Annotated in this window: 17 protein-coding genes; 8 read left to right on the forward strand and 9 right to left on the reverse strand. The window is 71.9% G+C overall.

Annotated elements, in window-relative coordinates:
• Window positions 1-189 precede the first annotated feature (189 nt).
• From ABZ880_RS41015 to ABZ880_RS41050, 8 genes are all read right to left on the reverse strand, one after another.
• A complete protein-coding gene (locus ABZ880_RS41015; RefSeq protein WP_361274385.1) occupies window positions 190-621 on the reverse strand; it encodes an NUDIX hydrolase in 432 nt (143 codons plus the stop codon).
• Window positions 618-1,718: a CHAD domain-containing protein gene (locus ABZ880_RS41020; RefSeq protein WP_361274388.1), complete on the reverse strand. Its 1,101-nt coding sequence runs from the start codon at window positions 1,716-1,718 to the stop codon at window positions 618-620. The genes ABZ880_RS41015 and ABZ880_RS41020 overlap by 4 nt, the downstream gene beginning before the upstream one ends.
• On the reverse strand, window positions 1,699-3,933 hold the full coding sequence (locus tag ABZ880_RS41025) for an RNA degradosome polyphosphate kinase (protein WP_361274391.1): 2,235 nt from the start codon (window positions 3,931-3,933) through the stop codon (window positions 1,699-1,701). The genes ABZ880_RS41020 and ABZ880_RS41025 overlap by 20 nt, the downstream gene beginning before the upstream one ends.
• Window positions 3,934-4,248: 315 nt before the next feature.
• Window positions 4,249-5,040 (reverse strand): ABC transporter permease, encoded by a 792-nt coding sequence (locus ABZ880_RS41030; protein WP_361274394.1) that lies wholly within the window; start codon window positions 5,038-5,040, stop codon window positions 4,249-4,251.
• Window positions 5,037-5,867 (reverse strand): hypothetical protein, encoded by an 831-nt coding sequence (locus ABZ880_RS41035; protein ID WP_361274396.1) that lies wholly within the window; start codon window positions 5,865-5,867, stop codon window positions 5,037-5,039. Before ABZ880_RS41035 ends, ABZ880_RS41030 begins: the two co-directional genes overlap by 4 nt.
• Entirely contained in the window at window positions 5,864-6,829 is a 966-nt protein-coding gene (locus tag ABZ880_RS41040; protein ID WP_361274399.1) for a hypothetical protein, read from the reverse strand. Before ABZ880_RS41040 ends, ABZ880_RS41035 begins: the two co-directional genes overlap by 4 nt.
• The gene (locus tag ABZ880_RS41045; protein ID WP_361274401.1) at window positions 6,826-7,728 is read right to left on the reverse strand and encodes an ABC transporter ATP-binding protein; all 903 of its coding nucleotides are present in this window, start codon (window positions 7,726-7,728) and stop codon (window positions 6,826-6,828) included. The genes ABZ880_RS41040 and ABZ880_RS41045 overlap by 4 nt, the downstream gene beginning before the upstream one ends.
• Entirely contained in the window at window positions 7,725-8,123 is a 399-nt protein-coding gene (locus ABZ880_RS41050) for a GntR family transcriptional regulator (protein ID WP_361274404.1), read from the reverse strand. The genes ABZ880_RS41045 and ABZ880_RS41050 overlap by 4 nt, the downstream gene beginning before the upstream one ends.
• Window positions 8,124-8,247: 124 nt before the next feature.
• Here ABZ880_RS41050 and ABZ880_RS41055 point away from each other — a divergent pair, with 124 nt between their 5' ends.
• The 5 genes from ABZ880_RS41055 to ABZ880_RS41075 are packed head-to-tail and all read left to right on the forward strand — an operon-like array spanning window position 8,248 to window position 12,674.
• Window positions 8,248-8,787: an RNA polymerase sigma factor gene (locus ABZ880_RS41055; RefSeq protein ID WP_361274407.1), complete on the forward strand. Its 540-nt coding sequence runs from the start codon at window positions 8,248-8,250 to the stop codon at window positions 8,785-8,787.
• Window positions 8,784-9,605 carry a zf-HC2 domain-containing protein gene (locus ABZ880_RS41060; protein WP_361274409.1) on the forward strand — a complete coding sequence of 274 codons (822 nt, stop codon included), beginning with the start codon at window positions 8,784-8,786 and terminating at the stop codon, window positions 9,603-9,605. Before ABZ880_RS41055 ends, ABZ880_RS41060 begins: the two co-directional genes overlap by 4 nt.
• Window positions 9,602-10,465, forward strand: a complete 864-nt coding sequence (locus ABZ880_RS41065) for an ABC transporter ATP-binding protein (RefSeq protein ID WP_361274411.1) — start codon at window positions 9,602-9,604, stop codon at window positions 10,463-10,465. Before ABZ880_RS41060 ends, ABZ880_RS41065 begins: the two co-directional genes overlap by 4 nt.
• The gene (locus tag ABZ880_RS41070; RefSeq protein ID WP_361274414.1) at window positions 10,462-11,997 is read left to right on the forward strand and encodes an ABC transporter permease; all 1,536 of its coding nucleotides are present in this window, start codon (window positions 10,462-10,464) and stop codon (window positions 11,995-11,997) included. Before ABZ880_RS41065 ends, ABZ880_RS41070 begins: the two co-directional genes overlap by 4 nt.
• A complete protein-coding gene (locus tag ABZ880_RS41075) occupies window positions 11,994-12,674 on the forward strand; it encodes an ABC transporter (RefSeq protein ID WP_361274416.1) in 681 nt (226 codons plus the stop codon). The genes ABZ880_RS41070 and ABZ880_RS41075 overlap by 4 nt, the downstream gene beginning before the upstream one ends.
• Here the strand turns inward: ABZ880_RS41075 and mshD are convergent.
• Window positions 12,631-13,557, reverse strand: a complete 927-nt coding sequence (gene mshD, locus ABZ880_RS41080) for a mycothiol synthase (RefSeq protein ID WP_361274419.1) — start codon at window positions 13,555-13,557, stop codon at window positions 12,631-12,633. The genes ABZ880_RS41075 and mshD overlap by 44 nt on opposite strands.
• A gap of 181 nt (window positions 13,558-13,738) precedes the next feature.
• Here mshD and ABZ880_RS41085 point away from each other — a divergent pair, with 181 nt between their 5' ends.
• The 3 genes from ABZ880_RS41085 (at window position 13,739) to ABZ880_RS41095 (ending at window position 17,473) form a co-directional block, all read left to right on the forward strand.
• On the forward strand, window positions 13,739-15,538 hold the full coding sequence (locus tag ABZ880_RS41085; protein WP_361274422.1) for a bifunctional metallophosphatase/5'-nucleotidase: 1,800 nt from the start codon (window positions 13,739-13,741) through the stop codon (window positions 15,536-15,538).
• A 58-nt stretch (window positions 15,539-15,596) separates the two neighbouring features.
• Window positions 15,597-16,772 (forward strand): DUF2993 domain-containing protein, encoded by a 1,176-nt coding sequence (locus ABZ880_RS41090; RefSeq protein WP_361274425.1) that lies wholly within the window; start codon window positions 15,597-15,599, stop codon window positions 16,770-16,772.
• A 578-nt stretch (window positions 16,773-17,350) separates the two neighbouring features.
• Window positions 17,351-17,473: a hypothetical protein gene (locus ABZ880_RS41095; RefSeq protein ID WP_361274428.1), complete on the forward strand. Its 123-nt coding sequence runs from the start codon at window positions 17,351-17,353 to the stop codon at window positions 17,471-17,473.
• The last annotated feature ends 5 nt before the right edge of the window (window positions 17,474-17,478 follow it).

Below are 17,478 nucleotides of genomic sequence, written 5' to 3' on the forward strand. Positions count from 1 at the left end.
GGGCCGTCACGCGCATACTCGCCCTTTACTCGGGCTGGGTAACGTTGTCAGCGTGGCGCAGCAGGAACATCGCACGACAACGGTCGAACAGGGCCGTTTCTGTTTTGCCCGGTGCAGCTGCGGATGGCGCGGGCCTGCCCGCAGAGCGCGGAGTCAGGCCCGGACGGACGCCGAGGGGCACGTCGGCCTTCAGGCGTGACGCAGGGTGGTGAGCAGCTCGTCGACCAGCGTGCGGTCCCGGAACTGGGTCAGGCGGCTGCGGGCGGCGGCGGGGGAGAGCCACAGGATGCGGTCCACCTCCGCGGTGGGGGCGAAGCTGCCCGAGGTCGCCTCGGCCGCCCAGTAACGGACCTGCTTGGGCCGGTTCTGGGCGAAGTAGCGGAGGGTCGACAGCTCGGCTCCCGGGTCCGCTCTGTAGCCCGTCTCCTCGGCCACCTCGCGCAGGGCGGCCGCGAGGTGTTCCTCGCCGCGCTTGAGCTTGCCCTTGGGGTGGGACCAGTCGTCGTACTTCGGCCGGTGGACCAGGCAGACCTCCAGGTCGCCGTCGACCGGGGAGCGGCGCCACAGGACGCAGCCGGCCGCCTCGATGGGGGTGTCGTTGCTGTCGGGGTTGTGCGTCACGTACTCACCACCTGTTTCTGCCAGGACTGTTGGAACGCGAAGCGGGCTGCCTCCACTTCGTGGCGCTGGTCGGCGTGGAGCACGCCGAGGGCGTACGCGGTGGCCGGGGCGATGCGCGGAGTTCGGGCCGCGGAGGCCGCGGCGGCCGCCGCCTCCGAGGCGTCGCGGTGGCGGTCGAGGGCCTGGCCCGCGGTCAGCAGGCGGACGTCGATCGGGGCGCCCGTGCCGTAGAGGGTCTCGCGGGCGTAGCGGTGCAGGCGCAGGAGCAGGCGGACCTGGTGCCAGGGGGCGTCCTGCGGGTGCGGGGAGGGGTCCGGGGAGAGGCCGTGGATCAGGGCCTCCGCGTTGTAGGGGCTGCCGGCGGTGACCAGCGGCAGCGCGGTGACCGCGTCCGTGAGGCGTTCCTCGGCGGCGGCGGCGAGGGGGCGCAGGTCCGCGCCGGGGGCGGTGGCCGTGAGGGGGACCTCGCTGGCCAGGACGGCGACCTTGTCCGCGACGGCGTGGAAGCGGGAGGAACCGAGGGCCTGGAGGGCGGTGCTGTGGGCCCGGGTGCGGGCGAGGGTGAGCTGGCGTTCCAGCAGGGCGCCCGCCTTGGCCGCGCCAACTGTCAGGTTGCCGCGGTCCGTTGGGGGCGGGGCGGGCGGACCGGCGGTGGTGCCGGCCGCGGAGACGGCCGCGGCCACGCCCGTCTGCGCCGGGAAGACCGCCCCCGACAGCCTGTGCAGCGCCAGCAACAGGCGCTCCAGGCGGCACGCGTACGCGTTCTCCATCGACAACGTCCCCGAAAGCCATGCCAGTTCGGGGCGCAGACCCTCCGACCAGTCGGCCTCCAGGAGCGGGCGGAACGTGTGCATGCTGCCGCTGATGCGGCGGACCGAGCGGCGCAGGGCGCGCGCCGCGTCGACGGACTCCTCCGTGCCCGCCGCGGCCGGGCCGGTTTCCCGGTGCAGCCGCAGGGCGCGGAGGAACTCCGTGGCCTGGGCCCGCAGGTAGCCCGCGAGGGCATCCCCGACGGGAGTATCTCCCGCTCGAGCGGAGTCGAGAGTGGGGGAGGGCCCGGCCGCGGGGTCCGTCGGGTCAAGGTGTTGCTGTGCCACGCCGGCGCCTCCGGGCGTCTATGAGCATCTCCTGAACGTTGCGCAGGGGTTGGCCGTCCGCGTCGGTGGCGTGCCGGGTCCACTCACCGTCCGGGCCGAGGTGCCAGGAGGCGGTGGTGTCGGACATGCCGGTCTCCAACAGCCGGTTCAGGGCTGCGCGGTGGGCCGGGTCGGTAACCCTGACCAGGGCCTCGATACGGCGGTCGAGGTTGCGGTGCATCATGTCGGCGCTGCCGATCCACACTTCCGGTTCGCCGCCGTTGCCGAAGGCGAAGACACGGGAGTGCTCGAGGAAGCGGCCGAGGATCGAGCGGACGCGGATGTTCTCCGACAGGCCCGTGACGCCGGGGCGGATCGCGCAGATGCCGCGCACCCAGACGTCGACCGGCACGCCGGCCTGGGACGCGCGGTAGAGGGCGTCGATGAGCGCCTCGTCCACCATCGAGTTGACCTTGATGCGGATGAACGCCGGGCGGCCCGCGCGGTGGTGCTGGGCCTCCTTGTTGATCCGTGCGATCAGGCCGTCACGAAGGGACTTGGGGGCGACGAGCAGGCGGCGGTACGTCTCGCGGCGGGAGTAGCCGGAGAGGCGGTTGAAGAGGTCCGAGAGATCGGCGCCCACCTGGGGGTCGGCGGTGAGCAGGCCGAGGTCCTCGTACAGCCGGGCCGTCTTGGGGTGGTAGTTGCCCGTGCCGACGTGGCTGTAGCGCCGTAGCGTGTCGCCTTCCTGACGGACCACCAGGGACAGCTTGCAGTGGGTCTTCAGGCCGACCAGGCCGTAGACCACGTGGCAGCCGGCCTCCTCCAGCTTGCGCGCCCACTTGATGTTGGCGTGCTCGTCGAAGCGGGCCTTGATCTCGACCAGGACGAGGACCTGCTTGCCGGCCTCGGCGGCGTCGATGAGCGCGTTGACTATGGGGGAGTCGCCGGACGTCCGGTACAGGGTCTGCTTGATCGCGAGGACGTCGTCGTCCTCGGCCGCCTGCTCCAGGAACGCCTGCACCGACGTCGAGAAGGAGTCGTACGGGTGGTGCAGCAGCACGTCCCGGCTGCGCAGGGCGGCGAAGATGTCGGGCGCGGACGCCGACTCGACCTCGGCCAGGTCGCGGTGGACGCCGGCGATGAACTTCTTGTACTTGAGCTCGGGACGGTCCAGACCCGCGATGCGGAAGAGGCCCGTGAGGTCCAGGGGGCCGGGCAGGGGGTAGACCTCGGCCTCGGAGATCTTCAGCTCGCGCACCAGCAGGTCCAGGACCTCGCGGTCGATGGACTCCTCGACCTCCAGGCGCACCGGCGGCCCGAAGCGGCGCCGCATGAGCTCCTTCTCCAGGGCCTGGAGGAGGTTCTCGGCGTCGTCCTCCTCGACCTCGAGGTCCTCGTTGCGGGTGAGCCGGAAGGCGTGGTGCTCCAGGACCTCCATGCCCGGGAACAGCTCCTCCAGGTGGGCGGCGATGACGTCCTCTATCGGGACGTAGCGGCCCGGGGAGCTCTCCAGGAAGCGGGACAGCAGCGGCGGCACCTTGACGCGCGCGAAGTGGCGGTGGCCGCTGACCGGGTTGCGCACGATGACGGCCAGGTTCAGGGACAGGCCGGAGATATAGGGGAAGGGGTGCGCCGGGTCGACCGCCAGCGGGGTCAGGACCGGGAAGATCTGGTGCCGGAAGAGTGTGAAGAGGCGGGCCTGCTCCTTCTCCGTCAGCTCGGCCCAGCGGACCAGGTGGATGGCCTCCTCCGCGAGCGCGGGGGCGACGTCCTCGTGGTAGCAGGCGGCGTGCCGGGCCATGAGCTCGCGGGAGCGGGCCCAGATCATCTCCAGTACCTCGCGCGGCTGCAGGCCGGACGCGGAACGGGTGGCGACCCCGGTGGCGATACGGCGCTTCAGACCGGCCACCCGGACCATGAAGAACTCGTCCAGGTTGCTGGCGAAGATCGCGAGGAAGTTGGCGCGCTCCAGCAGCGGGGTGTTGGGGTCCTCGGCGAGTTCGAGGACCCTCTCGTTGAACGCCAGCCAGCTGCGCTCCCGGTCGAGGAAGCGGCCCTGCGGCAGCTGAGGCCCGTCGTACGGCGACTCCTCGTACGCATCGAGATCTGCGTCGATGTCGGGTTCCAGGTCGGAGACCGCGGCGGCCACCGTGTGCGGGCGGTGCGCGGCTATGGAGCCCACGGAGGGCTGCGCGTGCTGGACCTGTGCCTGGGCGGTGTCTGGCTGACTCATGAACCCATTCTTCCGCGCTCCGAGCGAAACGGGCGCGTCAGAAGCAGCGGGCGGGAGCGTGTACACGGATCGGAGGGCGTCCCCGTTCCCCGCGGGCCCCTCAGGGGGCGGCGAAGGCTCTGGCGCGGCGGGCGTCATTGGCCGAGCGTCGCAAGCCCGTCTGAACCGTTGGTTACGGCGACATGGCGTGCGGGATATCTGGGGGCGGCTCCCGGGCGTCTACGTCGGCGGGACCGACGTAACAGCCTGCTGGGAGCCGCCCCGAGAATACGTACGTCCATCCCCCCGTGGAAGGACGTACGCGCATCGGATGCCTCACACGGCGCTGCGGCGCAGCAGCCGGAGGGCGATCACCACGGCCGCGGCGGCGACGGCGAGGACGAGCCCGGTCTCGACGAGGCGCAGGGGCCAGGAGTGGGGCAGGAGGTGCCGGTTGCGGGAGTAGCCGGTCGCGACGAGCACGGCTTCCGTGCTCGCGACGGCGACGGCCATTGCGGGCAGGGACCGGCGCAGCACCAGGCCGGCGAGGGCGCCGAGGGCGAGGCCGAGGAGGGGGTTCGCCAGGGCGAGGGCGCTGTCGGTGGGGAGGTTCTGGCTGTCGTTCCAGCGCCAGTCGTACGGGAACGGGGGCGTCGCGGCCATGAGGTGGTGCAGTACGACGAGGAACGCGGAACCGGTGGTGAGCAGTACGGCGGGCAGCGCGAGCTTGGCGGTGAGCCAGCGGGCGGGCGGGACGCTCTGGGTCCAGGCCAGGTGGGCGGTGCCGGACTCCAGTTCGCGGCCGGTCAGGGCGGCGCCCGCCCAGGCGGCGATCGGCAGCGGGAGCACCGCGATGACGGCCTCCGCGAGGGTGCGGGCCCGGTAGTAGTCCGCGATCGCGCTGCCCCATGTGCAGGGCACCCCCGGGCCGCAGGTCCGCAGCCACTCGGCGCGTGCCGCGTCGTGTCCGGGGCCGTGGGCCCACAGCATGAGGGCCGAGGTCAGGGCGACCAGGACGGCCCAGGTGATCAGGGCCGGGCGGTGCAGCCGGAGAAGGACGGCCGGGAGGCCACGGCTTCCCCCGGCGACCGGTGCCATGACCGGCGCCTTGATGCCGGGCGCGGTCATGCGAGCGACTCCTTGCGGGGCGTGCGGGCGGTGCGGTGCCCGAGGACGAGGAAGGCGGCGGCGGTCGCGAGGGCGGCGATGGTGAGGAGGATGCCGGTCTCCACGAGGTTCATGGGCCAGAAGTGGGACTGGGGGTGGTAGGTGGCGGTCCGGCCTGTGGCGGAGGTGCGGGTCACCGTCGGCCAGAGGTCCTCGCGGTGCGGCTCCATGTACTGGTTCAGCGCGATCATCACGGCGACGGCGACAGCGAGCGCGGCCAGTGAGCGGCGCAGTGCGACGGCGGCGAGCGCGCCGACCGCGAGGGCACACAGGGCCCACGCCACCACGGCCGGGCCGCGGGCCGCGAACACGTCGTTGAAGGTCCAGTCGTCGCCCATCAGGTCCCGGTTCGCCGACCAGGCCCAGCGGAAGACCGGGACGAAGAGCGCACCGCCGAGGACGAGCACCAGCGCGGGCACGGCGAGCTTCGTCGCCAGCCAGCGGGCCGGGCTGACGCCCTGGGTCCAGGCCAGGCGCGCGGTGCCGTTCTCCAGTTCACGGCCGATCAGCGAGGCGCCCGCCCAGGCGGCGACGGCCCAGAAGCTGTAGTAGACGACCGTGCTGATCCAGCCCATGGGTTCGGTGTAGTCGCGGGTCGCCAGGAAGGCCGAGCAGAAGCCCGTGTCGGGCTTGCAGGTGGCCGCCTGCGCACGCGCGTCGGGCGCGGTGACCTCGTTCAGCCACACCAGATACGCGACGGCGCCCACGATGAACGCGGCCCACACGATCAGCGCCGTGCGGTGCACCCGCACCACGGCGCGCGCGGTGCCGGTGGCGAGGGCGGTCATGCGGCGGACTCCTTGCGGGCGGCCCGGGTGCGGCGGGGCAGGAGGCGGAAGGCGAGGACGGTCGCGAGGGCGGCCACGGCCAGGACGATGCCGGTCTCCACGAGGTGCAGGGGCCAGTAGTGGGACTGGGGGTGGTAGACGGAGTAGTAGCCGGTGATGTCCAGGTCGGCGGCGCACCGCTTGACCTGGGCGGGGTTGCCCTCGCACGGCGAGCTGCCGGTGTATGCGACGCGGTGGCCGTGCTGGATGGTGCCGTTCTCCACCTGCCATGCGTGCCTGGGCCACAGGAGTTCGTGCGCCGAGACACGGGTCACCGACGGCCAGAGGCGTGCGCGGCAGTTCTGCAGGACGACGCTCAGCAGCCCCATCGCGGCGAGGGAGACGCCGAGGGCGGGCAGTGCGCGGCGCAGCAGCAGCGCGGTGAGGGTGCCGACGGCGAGGGCGCACAGGGCGTAGGCGACCGTTGCCGGGCCGCGGGCCACGAAGGTGGCGGCGGAGGTCCAGTCGCCGTCGCGCATGGCGGGGTGTGCGCTCCAGGCCCGGCGGTAGGTCAGGACCAGTGCGGTGGAGCCGAGCGTGACCAGCAGTGCGGGCACGGCGAGCTTGGCGGTCAGCCAGCGGGCGGGGGAGACGCTCTGCGTCCACGCCAGCTGCGCCGTACCGGACTCCAGTTCGCGGCCGATCAGCGCGCCGCCCGCCCAGGCGGCGACGCCGAGGAAGCAGTAGCTGACGAGCGCGGCGATCCATGCCGTGCGCTGGCTGTAGTTCAGCATGTTCAGGATGTTGCAGGTCTCCTGAACGTCGCAGGAGGCCCGTTCCTTCTCGCCCACGCTCGACGTCACCGTGTTCAGCCAGACCAGCCAGCCGATCACGGCGGCGACGAACACACCCCACACGATCAGCGCCGGGCGGTGCAGCCGCAGGACCGTCCGGGGCAGCCCCGGCAGCGGGAGTGTGCTCACAGCGCGGCCTTCTCGTGCTCGGCCGGGGTCGTGCCCGGGGCCTCGGGGTTGCGCAGATAGGACAGGACGAGCTCCTCCAGGGAAGGGGTGCTCGTGCGCAGGCCGTCCGGGAGCGGACCGGAGGGGCGGATCAGGGCGGACAGCTGGCGCCCGGTCGTACGGGACTCGACGATGGTGTGCGGTTCGAGGGAGGTCTCCGCGAGGCCGGACACGCGTACATGTGCCTCGAGCAGGTCGTCGATCTCGCCGGCGAGGCGGACGCGGCCGCCGCCTATGAGCAGCAAGTGATCGCAGGAGCCCTCGAGTTCGGCGACCACGTGCGAGGACATCACGATCGTCGTGCCGTACTGCGCGGCCTGCGCCATCAGCACGCCCATCAGTTCGTGCCGGGCCAGCGGGTCGAGGTCGGCCATCGGCTCGTCCAGGAGCAGGAGTTCGGGTCGCTTGGCGAGGGCCAGGGCGAGCGCGATGCGGGTGACCTGGCCGCCGGAGAGCGCGCGGATCTTCGTCTTCGGGTCGAGGCCGCCGTCGGCCACGATCCGCTCGGCGACGTCCGCGTCCCAGCGGCCGGGGTTGAGGTCGGCGCCCGTGCGCAGCGTCGCGGCGACCGTGAGCTGCGGGTACAGCGGCTTGTCCTGCGCGACGAAGCCCACGCGGGTGCGGGCGGACGCCGGGTCCGTGCCGAGGACGGTGACCTTGCCCTCGGTCGGCACCAGCAGGCCTGCGGCGAGGGCGAGCAGCGTGGACTTGCCCGCGCCGTTCGGGCCGACGACGGCGCACACTCGGCCGGCCGGCAGCCGGAAGCCGCAGTCGCGCAGCGCCCAGCGGGACCTGCGCAGCCCCCCGAAGCGCTTGCCCAGAGCGGCCGCCTCCAGGGCGAGGCCGGCGGTGTCCGTCATGAGGGGTCCCCCTGGCTGTGCTTGTCGAAGTGCTTCTCGAGTACGGCGGTGAAGAGCGCGGCCACGTCGTCCCGGTCCAGGCCGGCCTCGCGGGCCCGCGCGGCCCAGGCGTCCAACTCGCCGTGGAGCGGGGACTCGGCCGGGGCGGTGCCCAGGGAGCGTCGGACGAAGGTGCCCAGGCCCCGGCGGGCCTCGACCAGGCCCTCGCGTTCCAGTTCCCGGTAGGCCTTCAGGACGGTGTTCGGGTTGATGGCGGTCGCCTCGACCACCTCGCGGGCTGTGGGCAGCTTGTCTCCCGGCTCCAGGAGGCCCAGACGGAGGGCCTGCTTGGTCTGCTGCACGATCTGGACGTAGGTGGCGACGCCGGAGCGCCGGTCGATGCGGTACTCGACCACGCCTGCAACCACCCTTTCACTAATTGAGTAGTGAAAGGGTGGTGGAAGTGGCCTGAGAAAGTCAAGAGCGAAAGTCGGGAGCGATCGTGTGAACCGATCCGTGGGTCCGGTCCGATGAGGAGACGTGAGCGAAACGAGAAGCGACGGTGAGCTGCTGCGGGCCGCAGCGGACGGGGACCGGCGCGCCTTCGAGGAGCTGTACCGGCGGTACGCGCCGTGGCTGACCGCGCGCCTGCGCGGCCGGTGCGCCGACGCCGGTGTGGTCGACGACGTCGTACAGGAGACGTTCCTCGCGATCTGGCGGGGCAAGGCCCGCTATCACGAGGACGGCGATGTGGCCGGGTGGCTGTGGCGCATCGGCTCGCGGCGGCTGATCGACGCGCTGCGCGGCGACGGGGCACGGGGGCGGCTGCGGCAGACGCTGGCGCGGCTGCGGCACCGGGACGAGGCGTCCGCGGAGGAGCGCGTGCTCGCGGGGGTGGAGCACGGGGACCTCGCGGGCGCCCTCGTCCGGCTGTCGCCGGAGCTGCGCGCGGTGCTCCAGGCCACGGTCATCGACGGGCTGACCACCCGGGAGGCGGCCGTCCTGCTCGGGATACCGCCGGGGACGGTCAAGACGCGGGCGATGCGGGCCCGCAAGCAACTGCGGGAGGCGCTGGCATGACATGGCATGTCGACACGGAAGATCTACGGGCCTACGCCCAGGGCGAGTTGGCGCCACCCATGCTCTGGTCGGCCGACACGCACCTCACCGCGTGCGCACAGTGCAGGGGTGTGCTCGCCGACGTCGGCGACGCCGTCTCCCTCGACGCCGGCTGGGAGCGGCTGGACGCCGAACTCGACGCCCCCCGGCCGGGGCTGTTCGAGCGGCTGCTGCTGCGGATCGGCGTCGCCGACCACATCGCGCGGCTGCTGTCGGCCACGCCCGTGCTGCGCCGCTCCTGGCTGGGCGCGGTCGTCGCCGTGCTGGTCATGTCCGTACTGGCCGCCCAGATCGCGGACTCGCCCGCGCTCTTCCTCGCCCTCGCGCCGCTGCTGCCCCTCGCCGGGGTCGCGCTCTCGTACGGGCCTGCGCTGGATCCGACGTACGAGATGGCGGTCGTCGCCCCCGTGCACGGGTTCAAGCTGCTGATGATCCGCACGGTCGCCGTCCTCGCCGCCGGCCTGGGCCTCGACGGCCTGGCGACCCTCGCCCTGCCCGGCTTCGGCCTGCGCGCCCTGGCCTGGCTGCTGCCCGCGCTCGCGCTCACCTCGACCGGCCTCGCCCTCTCCGCGCGGCTCGGCCCGGTGCTCGGGCCGTCGCTGGTCGGCGGGGCGTGGGTGGCGCTGCTGCTGGCGGCCCACGCCCACGACGCCAGGGCCACGCTCGTGCCGTTCACCGCGGCCGGCCAGGGGGTGGCGGCGGGGGTCGCCGCGCTCGCGGGCGGGCTGCTCTTCCTCGTACGTGACCGATTCGACCGCTTCCAGGGGACCGCCGTATGACACCCACCGTTTCCGCCTCCGGGCTCAGCCTCCGCTACGGCGGGACCCGTGCCCTCGACGACGTGTCGCTGCGGCTGACCCAGGGCGTCACAGGGCTGCTCGGGCCCAACGGGGCCGGAAAGACCACCCTGTTGAGGGTGCTGGCCACTGCCGTGCCCGCGGACCGGGGTGCCTTCACCGTGCTCGGACAAGACCCCGGCACAGCGGCCGGCCGGCAGGAGGTGCGGCGCCGGCTCGGCTATCTGCCGCAGACGCCCGGCTTCCATCCGGACTTCACGGCCTTCGAGTTCGTCGACTACGTGGCGATCCTGAAGGAGCTGACCGACCGGGGCGCACGCCATCGCGAGGTGCGGCGCGTGCTGGACGAGGTCGCCCTCGCCGACGTACGCGCAAAGCGCATCAAGAAGCTGTCCGGTGGCATGCGGCAACGGGTCGCGCTGGCCGCCGCGCTGGTCGGCGACCCGGGATTCCTCGTCCTCGACGAGCCGACGGTCGGTCTGGACCCCGAACAGCGCATGCGCTTCCGGGAGTTGATCGCGCAGGCGGGCGAGGGGCGGACCGTGCTCCTGTCCACCCACCAGACCGAGGACGTGGCGATGCTCTGCCACCGTGTGCTGGTGATGGCCGGCGGCCGCATCCGCTTCGACGGCACCCCCGCCGAGCTGACCGCACGGGCCGCCGGACGGGTGTGGAGCAGCACGGAACGCCACCCCGAGGCGAAGGCGGGCTGGCGCACCGGCACGGGCGCCTTCCGCAACGTCGGCAGTCCGCCGGACGGCGCCGACCTTCTCGAACCGACCCTGGAGGACGGCTACTTGCTCACTCTCGACGACGCCGGGGCGGAGGTGGCGGCGGTATGAGCGCGGTACTGGAAACGACGGCCCCGCCCGTCGCACGGGACGAACAGCGCAGGCCGTGGGCGGCCGTGATCGCGCTCGCCCGCTTCGAGGCACGCCAACAGCTGTGGTTCCTCCCGGTGTTCGCGACCCTGCTGATCTACATCGGCTACACCGTCTGGCAGTTGGTCTTCCCGAAGGACGGCATGGCCGCCTTCCCGGCCCTCCAGGACGCCGACCGGGCGACCCAGTCCGGGCCGATGCTGCTGGGCGTCGCGCTGTTCATCTGCGTCAACCGGGCCGCGCTGCGGGACCGCCGGCGGGGCACCGACCGGCAGTTCGACGTGCTGCCGATGGAGCTGTGGCGGCGCACCCTCGCGCACCTCCTGTCCGTGGTCCCGTACGCGGTGGTCACCGCACTGATCGTGCTCGGCGAGTTCACCTGGCAGGCGCTCCGGCCGGGCGCGGTGGGCCACGGTTCGCCGGCCGAACTGGCCGTCGGCCCCCTGTTCGTGCTGCTGTGCGGCACCCTCGGCGTCCTGGCCGCCCGGCTGGTCCCGTCCTCCGCCGCTGCCCCGCTGCTCGTCTTCGCCCTCTTCACCGGCAGCGTCCTCGTCTCGGCCGGCACGGGGGGCGCGGAGTGGTCCCGCTGGCTGTCGCCGATCGTGGGCGAGATCAGCCACGACACCCTTCCCTCGGACCTGATCGGGCGGCCCGCCGCCTGGCACGCGCTCTACCTGACCGGGCTGGTCCTCCTGGTGGCCGTCGGCGCCGTGCTGGCGGGCGGCGGACGCACCCGGGTCCTGGCGGCGGGCCTCGCGGGCGCGCTGGCACTCACGCTGGCCGGTGCGGTGGGCCAATCGGGCGGTGTCTCACCGGAGTTGACGGCTGCCCGGGAACGGGCCTCGGTCAGCCCGGAGAAGGAGCAGACCTGTGTGCGCGAGGGCGGGTCGACGTACTGCGCCTTCCCCGAGTGGACGGTGCGCACCGGCACCTGGGCGGGGGTCGTGCACGAGGTGCAGTCGCTGTCCGGCGGCACCGCGCACACCCAGCCACTGCTCGTCCAGCAGCGCATCGAGGCCCGCTACGGCCTGGACGGCGACGCCGCGATCGAGCCGTCGACCACCCCGCACCAGGTGACCGTCGGCGCCGCGTGGGGCGGCAACCGCGTCCCCGAGTTCTCGGCCGCCGTCGCCTCCGTACTGGTCGCGGGCAACGAGAAGGCGGCGGGCGAACTGTGCGACGGCCGCATGGTGACCGTCATGTGGCTCGCCCTGTCCTGGCAGGACCACCCGATGCAGTCCCTGCGCAACGTCCGCCTCGACGACAGTGTCACCGGCTCGGCGATCGTCCTGGCACCGACGGACCCGCTGAGCATGACGGCGGCCCAGACGGATGTCGTACGGCAGTTGCTGGGCAGGGGACGTGACGAGGTCGGGGCGCGGGTGAAGGCGCACTGGGCCGAGCTCACGGCGCCGAAGCTGACGACGGCACGGGCGGCGAAGCTGCTGGGCGTCGCGGTGCCGAAGGGGAAGATGGACAAGTGCGAGGCGTGATACGAGAGTTGACGCCCCCGGTCTGCCGCACCCTGCCCTGGCGGGCGTTGGCCGTCGGCAGCGGGCTGGGTCTGCTGCTCGCCGCGATGCCCCGACTGTCGGACAGCGTCCTCGCAGGCTGGTCGCCCCTCACTCTGCTGCGCACCGCCGCCATCGCCCACGCCCTGTCCCTCACGTTCCTCCTGGACGACCCGGCCCGGCACACCACCGCTGCGGTGCCGACCCGGCGGGCGCTGCGCACCGGCATCCGGCTCGGGCTCGTCGTCCCGCTCACCGCGCTGTGGTGGACGGCCGCACTGCTCCTCGTCCCGTCGGAGGCACGGCCCCCGGCATTGGGCGTCACCCTGGAGGCGGCGGCGACCTGCGCCCTCGCACTCGCCGCCGGCACGGCCGCGATCCGTCTGACGGACGAGCCCCGGCCGGGCCCCTCGGTGGCGGCGGCCCTGCTCTTCACGGCCATCATGGCCCCGCTGCTGCTGCCGGAGCGCTGGCAGCTGTTCGTGTGGCCGGAGGACGAGCGGTGGGACGCGGTGCACGAGAGGTGGGCGTGGTTGCTGGTCGGGGCGGTGGCGGCGCTGGCGCTGTGCCTGCCGGAGCCGGTGAGACGCTTTCAGCCCCTCCGCAGGTTGAGGGTCACGTCTCCGAGCGGTACATCAGGTCCGTCTCGTACGTCGTGAACCCCAACCGCTCATAGACGGAGACCGCGGCCTTGTTGTCCGCGTCGACGTACAGCATCGCCGTCGGCAGGCTCTGGGCCTCCAGGTGGCGCAGGCCGATCGTGGTGAGGGCCTTGCCCAGCCCGCCGCCCTGCGCCCCCGGCCGCACTCCGAGGACGTACACCTCGCCCAGGCGTTCCGCCGCGTGCACCTTCGTCCAGTGGAAGCCGACGAGTTCGTCGCCGCGGAAGGCGAGGAAGAAGCCCGCCGGGTCGAACCACGGTTCGGCCTTGCGGTCGTCGAGGTCGCGTTGGGTGAGGGAGCCCTGCTCGGGATGGTGGGCGAAGGCGGCGGCGTTCACCGCGAGCCAGGCGGTGTCGTCCTGGCCGGGGACGAAGGTGCGGACGGTGACGTCCAGGGGGAGCACCGGCTCCGGCAGGTTCAGGTCCGCCAACGAGCGCCGCATCTGGCGGAGTTCGCGGAACAGGGTCAGGCCCAGCACCTGCGCCAGATGCCGCGCCGCCGAGTGGCCCCCGTGCGCCCACACCCGCAGCCGCTTGCCGGACGCCGCGAGCAGGGCCGCCCCCAGCGCCCGCCCGTGACCGTGGCCCCGGTGCGCCGGGTGGACGACCAGTTCCGCGGCCGGCGCCTCCACCGGGTCGGTGTCCTCCAGCTGCGCGTAGCCGACGAGTTCGCCGCCGACGCTCAGCAGCAGATGGGACACGCCCTCGCGTTCGCCACCGCGCAGCTGCAGCCGGCCCTGCTCGGACACCGCCTGCTGCCCGTCGTTGGCGGCGGCCTCCGCCAGCAGTGCGAGCACGGCCTCGGTCTGCTCGGGCGAGAGCACGGAGTAGGTCTCGATGGAGCGGGTCCGGCCCGCGTGTGCGGTGTCGTCGCTGGTCATGCGTACGAGGGTAAGGGGCGCGCCCGACAAAGTGGGGGCACGGGGCAAACGGAGCAGAAAGGCAAAGCAGAGGGCAAAGGGAAACCAGGATGTAACCAAGAACCCCCTGTTGTGCTACGCGCGTTGACCCTAGGCTGCGCCGGACGGGGACATGACACCCAGCAGACCCACAGGGGGGCGCATGCCAGCCACTTCCCAGCCGTACCCGCGCCGCAGACGGACGTACCGTCTCATCGCCGCAGCCGCCGGACTCGCCACCGCCGGTGCCCTCGCCGCCGCTCTGCCGGCGGACGCGCACGAGAGCAAGCCGGGCGGCCACCTCCCGAGCCGCTACCAGGACGTGCAACTGCTGTCCTTCAACGACCTGCACGGCAACCTCGAACCGCCGTCGGGCTCGTCCGGCCGCGTCACCGAACTGCAGGCCGACGGCACGACCAAGACCATCGACGCCGGTGGTGTCGAGTACCTCGCGACCCATCTGCGCGAGGCCCGCAAGGGCAAGGCGTACTCCATCACCGCGGCAGGCGGCGACATGGTCGGCGCCTCCCCGCTGATCTCGGGCCTCTTCCACGACGAGCCCACCATCGAGGCGCTGAACAAGCTCGACCTGGACGTCACGTCCGTCGGCAACCACGAGTTCGACGAGGGCGCCAAGGAGCTGGCCCGGCTGCAGAACGGCGGCTGCCACCCGACGGACGGCTGCTACACGGACGAGGAGTTCGCGGGCGCCGACTTCCCGTACCTGGCCGCCAACGTCCTCGACGAGAGGACCAACAGGCCGATCCTCAAGCCGTACTGGGTCTGGAAGAAGAAGGACGTCCGGATCGGCTTCATCGGCGTGACGCTGGAGGACACCCCGGGTGTCGTCTCCGCCGACGGCGTCAAGGGCCTGAAGTTCAAGGACGAGGTCGAGACGATCAACAAGTACGCCAAGGTGCTGCGCGCACAGGGCGTGAACTCGATCGTGGCCCTGATCCACGAGGGCGGCCTGCCAGCCTCCGGCTCGTACAACTACAACTGCGACTCCCCGGGCGCCGGTGACGGCATATCCGGCCCGATCGTCGACATCGCGAAGAACATCACGCCGTCGGTGGACGCCCTCGTCACCGGCCACACGCACGCGGCCTACGTCTGCACCGTCCCCGACCCGTCGGGCAAGCCCCGCATGGTCACCTCGGCCGCGTCCTTCGGCCGCCTCTACACGGACACCACGCTGACGTACGACCGCTTCACCGGCGACATCGCCCGTACGTCCGTGAAGTCGGCGAACCACGTGGTCACCCGGACCGTCGCCAAGGCGCCGGACATGACCGAGCTGATCGGCAAGTGGAACACCCTCGCGGCGCCCGTCGGCAACCGCTCGATCGGCTACATCTCCGCCGACATCGCCAACACCGGCACCGAGTCCCCGATGGGCGACCTGATCGCCGACGCGCAGCTGGCGTACGGCAAGGAACTGGACCCGGAGACCGACCTGGCGCTGATGAACCCGGGCGGTGTGCGGGCCGGGCTGACCTACGCGGCCAAGGGCAGTGAGGGCGACGGGGTCGTCACCTACGCCGAGGGCTTCACCGTCCAGCCGTTCTCCAACACGGTGAACCTTCAGGACTTCACGGGCGCGCAGCTGATCCAGGTACTGAAGGAGCAGGTGAGCGGCACGAACGCCGCCTCGCCGAAGGTCCTGCAGCCGTCCTCGGGTCTGACGTACACCCTGGACCTGACGAAGACCGGCGCGGACCGGGTGGTCACCGACTCCATCAAGCTGAACGGCACCGCCATCGACCCGGCAGCCACCTACCGCGTCGCGACCAACAGCTTCCTCGCGGGCGGCGGCGACGGCTTCGCCACGCTGGGCCAGGGCACGAACGACCTGGTCGGGTCCGACGACCTGGCGGCGCTGGCGAAGTACCTGACGGCCAACTCCTCGGCCACCAGCCCGATTTCACCGCCGGCGGCGAACCGGATCACGATCGTGAGCTAGATCGCATACCTGAGGTACAGGTTGCGGGTGGGGGGCGTTCGCATGGTCGGATGGATCGATGCGTGCCCCCCACCACATAACGACGCATCCTGATACAAACATCAACGACTTCGTTGCGAGTGTCTTTGTCGCAAGCGAGGTCGAGGAAGAGGACGAGCCCTGGGCCCCGCCCAACCACCGCCGTGGCGGCCGACGCCGTAGGCGAAGCCGCTTCGCGGGCCTCCCGCTCGCGCTGAAGGCGGTGGTGGGCGTCGTCGTCCTCGCCGCCTTCCTCACCCTCGCCGACCGCTGGGCGCTGCTGTACGCAGAGCGCCGGGCCGCCGATGCGCTCAAGGACCGGATGCACCTGAGCGCGGCGCCCGAAGTGGAGATCGCCGGCTTCCCCTTCCTCACCCAACTCGCCGACGACCGGCTGAAGTCGGTGACCGTGACCGTCCCGGACGTCGCGGCCGACCGGGTCTCGCTGGCCCGCGTGACAGCGACCGCACACGACGTACGGCTGAACGCCCCCGACGGCCCGACCTCCGTACGGGGCGCGGGAATTCCCCGCCTCGACGGCGACGTCCTGCTCTCCTTCGACGACCTGAACCGCGAACTCGGCGCGTCCCAGGTGTCGTTCACCGGACACGGCCACGACCGCGTCCTGGCCCGCGGCACGCTCCCCGTCGCCGGACACGACCTGCGGCTGCGCGCCGACGCCCGGATCCGCCGCGACGGCGACCGCGCCGTCGCCACGCAGATCGGCGGAATGCGCCTCGACATAGGGGACCTGGCGACCTACCGGCCCGGCGTGCGCGCCTCCGAGGGCCTCCATCTCACCCGCAGCTCCGCCGCGCGGCTCGCGCACGAGACCGGCAAGGCGAAGGCGCTGTTCGCGGTTCCCTCGGTGGTACGGCGGCTCGGCGTGCCCGACTCCGCCGTGCGCGAGGCCCTGCGCTCCGACGCGAAACTGGCGCGGGTGACCGGCACGCCGCGCTTCGTCCACCGGGCCATGCGGCTCAACCTGATCGACCTGGCTCTGGAACACCCGGCGCTGCTGAAGCGGCTCGGCTTCGCCCCGGCGCTGCTGGACGCCCTGCCCCGGCTCACCCGCCCCGTCCTCGCCGACCAACTGTCCCTGGGCTTCCGGCTGCCCAAGCCACAGCGCGGGGAACTGCGCCTCAGGGACGTGCGCGTGGAGAAGGACGGGATCCGGGTGCGGATCGAGGGCTCGGGGCTGGCCGTTGGTCGCTAAAACCTGTGTAAGCACGGGTTCGGTTCCCGGGTTCGCCTGAGATTTTATTTTCAGAGGCAACTCACAACGATCCTTATTGATGTCTAAGGCGAAAAGGCTTTTTTGGCTTCGGGAATGCCGTAGTGTTTTCCATGTCGAAAGCGAACGACGCAGACGACAACCAACGACGCGAAAGCGAAGGAGAACACGATGAGCTTCCACAGGATCGCCCCGGTGAAGAAGGCCCACAAGCCCGCCCCGGCCCCGAAGAAGAAGGCCCCGAAGAAGCCCGCACCTGCGCCGAAGCGCCGCCCGGTCGGCCACAAGTAAGCCCGCGTAAGCCCGGCGTAAATCGAGCCTGAGACAAACATAAGAATTCAGGGAGGGAACTAACCATGAGCTTCCACAAGATCGCCCCCGTCAAGAAGGCCCACAAGCCCGCTCCGGCGCCCAGGAAGAAGGCCCCGAAGAAGCCCGCTCCGCGACGCAAGCCCATTGCCCACAAGGGTTGACGCGGAATTTACCGAAGTAAATCACAGGCAATTGCAGCAGATCGGTAGAAGGACTGTTGCAGAACCGCAGCAAAGAGGGACACAGACATGAGCTTCCGCAAGATCGCCCCGGTGAAGAAGGCCGACTGCAAGAAGGCCGCCCCGGCCCCCAGGAAGAAGGCCCCGAAGAAGCCCGCCCCGAAGCGCCGCCCCGTCGGCCACCAGGGCTGAGCCAC

Source organism: Streptomyces sp. NPDC047043 (assembly GCF_040644055.1).
In the GTDB taxonomy this organism is placed as follows: domain Bacteria; phylum Actinomycetota; class Actinomycetes; order Streptomycetales; family Streptomycetaceae; genus Streptomyces.

What these genes read in the sequence shown, in the direction of transcription:
- ABZ880_RS41045 (WP_361274401.1), bottom strand. Translation starts at nt 7,728, where the DNA reads ATGACGGACACCGCCGGCCTCGCCCTGGAGGCGGCCGCTCTGGGCAAG.
- ABZ880_RS41070 (WP_361274414.1), top strand. Translation starts at nt 10,462, where the DNA reads ATGAGCGCGGTACTGGAAACGACGGCCCCGCCCGTCGCACGGGACGAA.
- mshD (WP_361274419.1), bottom strand. Translation starts at nt 13,557, where the DNA reads ATGACCAGCGACGACACCGCACACGCGGGCCGGACCCGCTCCATCGAG.
- ABZ880_RS41085 (WP_361274422.1), top strand. Translation starts at nt 13,739, where the DNA reads ATGCCAGCCACTTCCCAGCCGTACCCGCGCCGCAGACGGACGTACCGT.
- ABZ880_RS41030 (WP_361274394.1), bottom strand. Translation starts at nt 5,040, where the DNA reads ATGACCGCGCCCGGCATCAAGGCGCCGGTCATGGCACCGGTCGCCGGG.
- ABZ880_RS41025 (WP_361274391.1), bottom strand. Translation starts at nt 3,933, where the DNA reads ATGAGTCAGCCAGACACCGCCCAGGCACAGGTCCAGCACGCGCAGCCC.
- ABZ880_RS41090 (WP_361274425.1), top strand. Translation starts at nt 15,597, where the DNA reads ATGCGTGCCCCCCACCACATAACGACGCATCCTGATACAAACATCAAC.
- ABZ880_RS41065 (WP_361274411.1), top strand. Translation starts at nt 9,602, where the DNA reads ATGACACCCACCGTTTCCGCCTCCGGGCTCAGCCTCCGCTACGGCGGG.
- ABZ880_RS41060 (WP_361274409.1), top strand. Translation starts at nt 8,784, where the DNA reads ATGACATGGCATGTCGACACGGAAGATCTACGGGCCTACGCCCAGGGC.
- ABZ880_RS41095 (WP_361274428.1), top strand. Translation starts at nt 17,351, where the DNA reads ATGAGCTTCCGCAAGATCGCCCCGGTGAAGAAGGCCGACTGCAAGAAG.
- ABZ880_RS41035 (WP_361274396.1), bottom strand. Translation starts at nt 5,867, where the DNA reads ATGACCGCCCTCGCCACCGGCACCGCGCGCGCCGTGGTGCGGGTGCAC.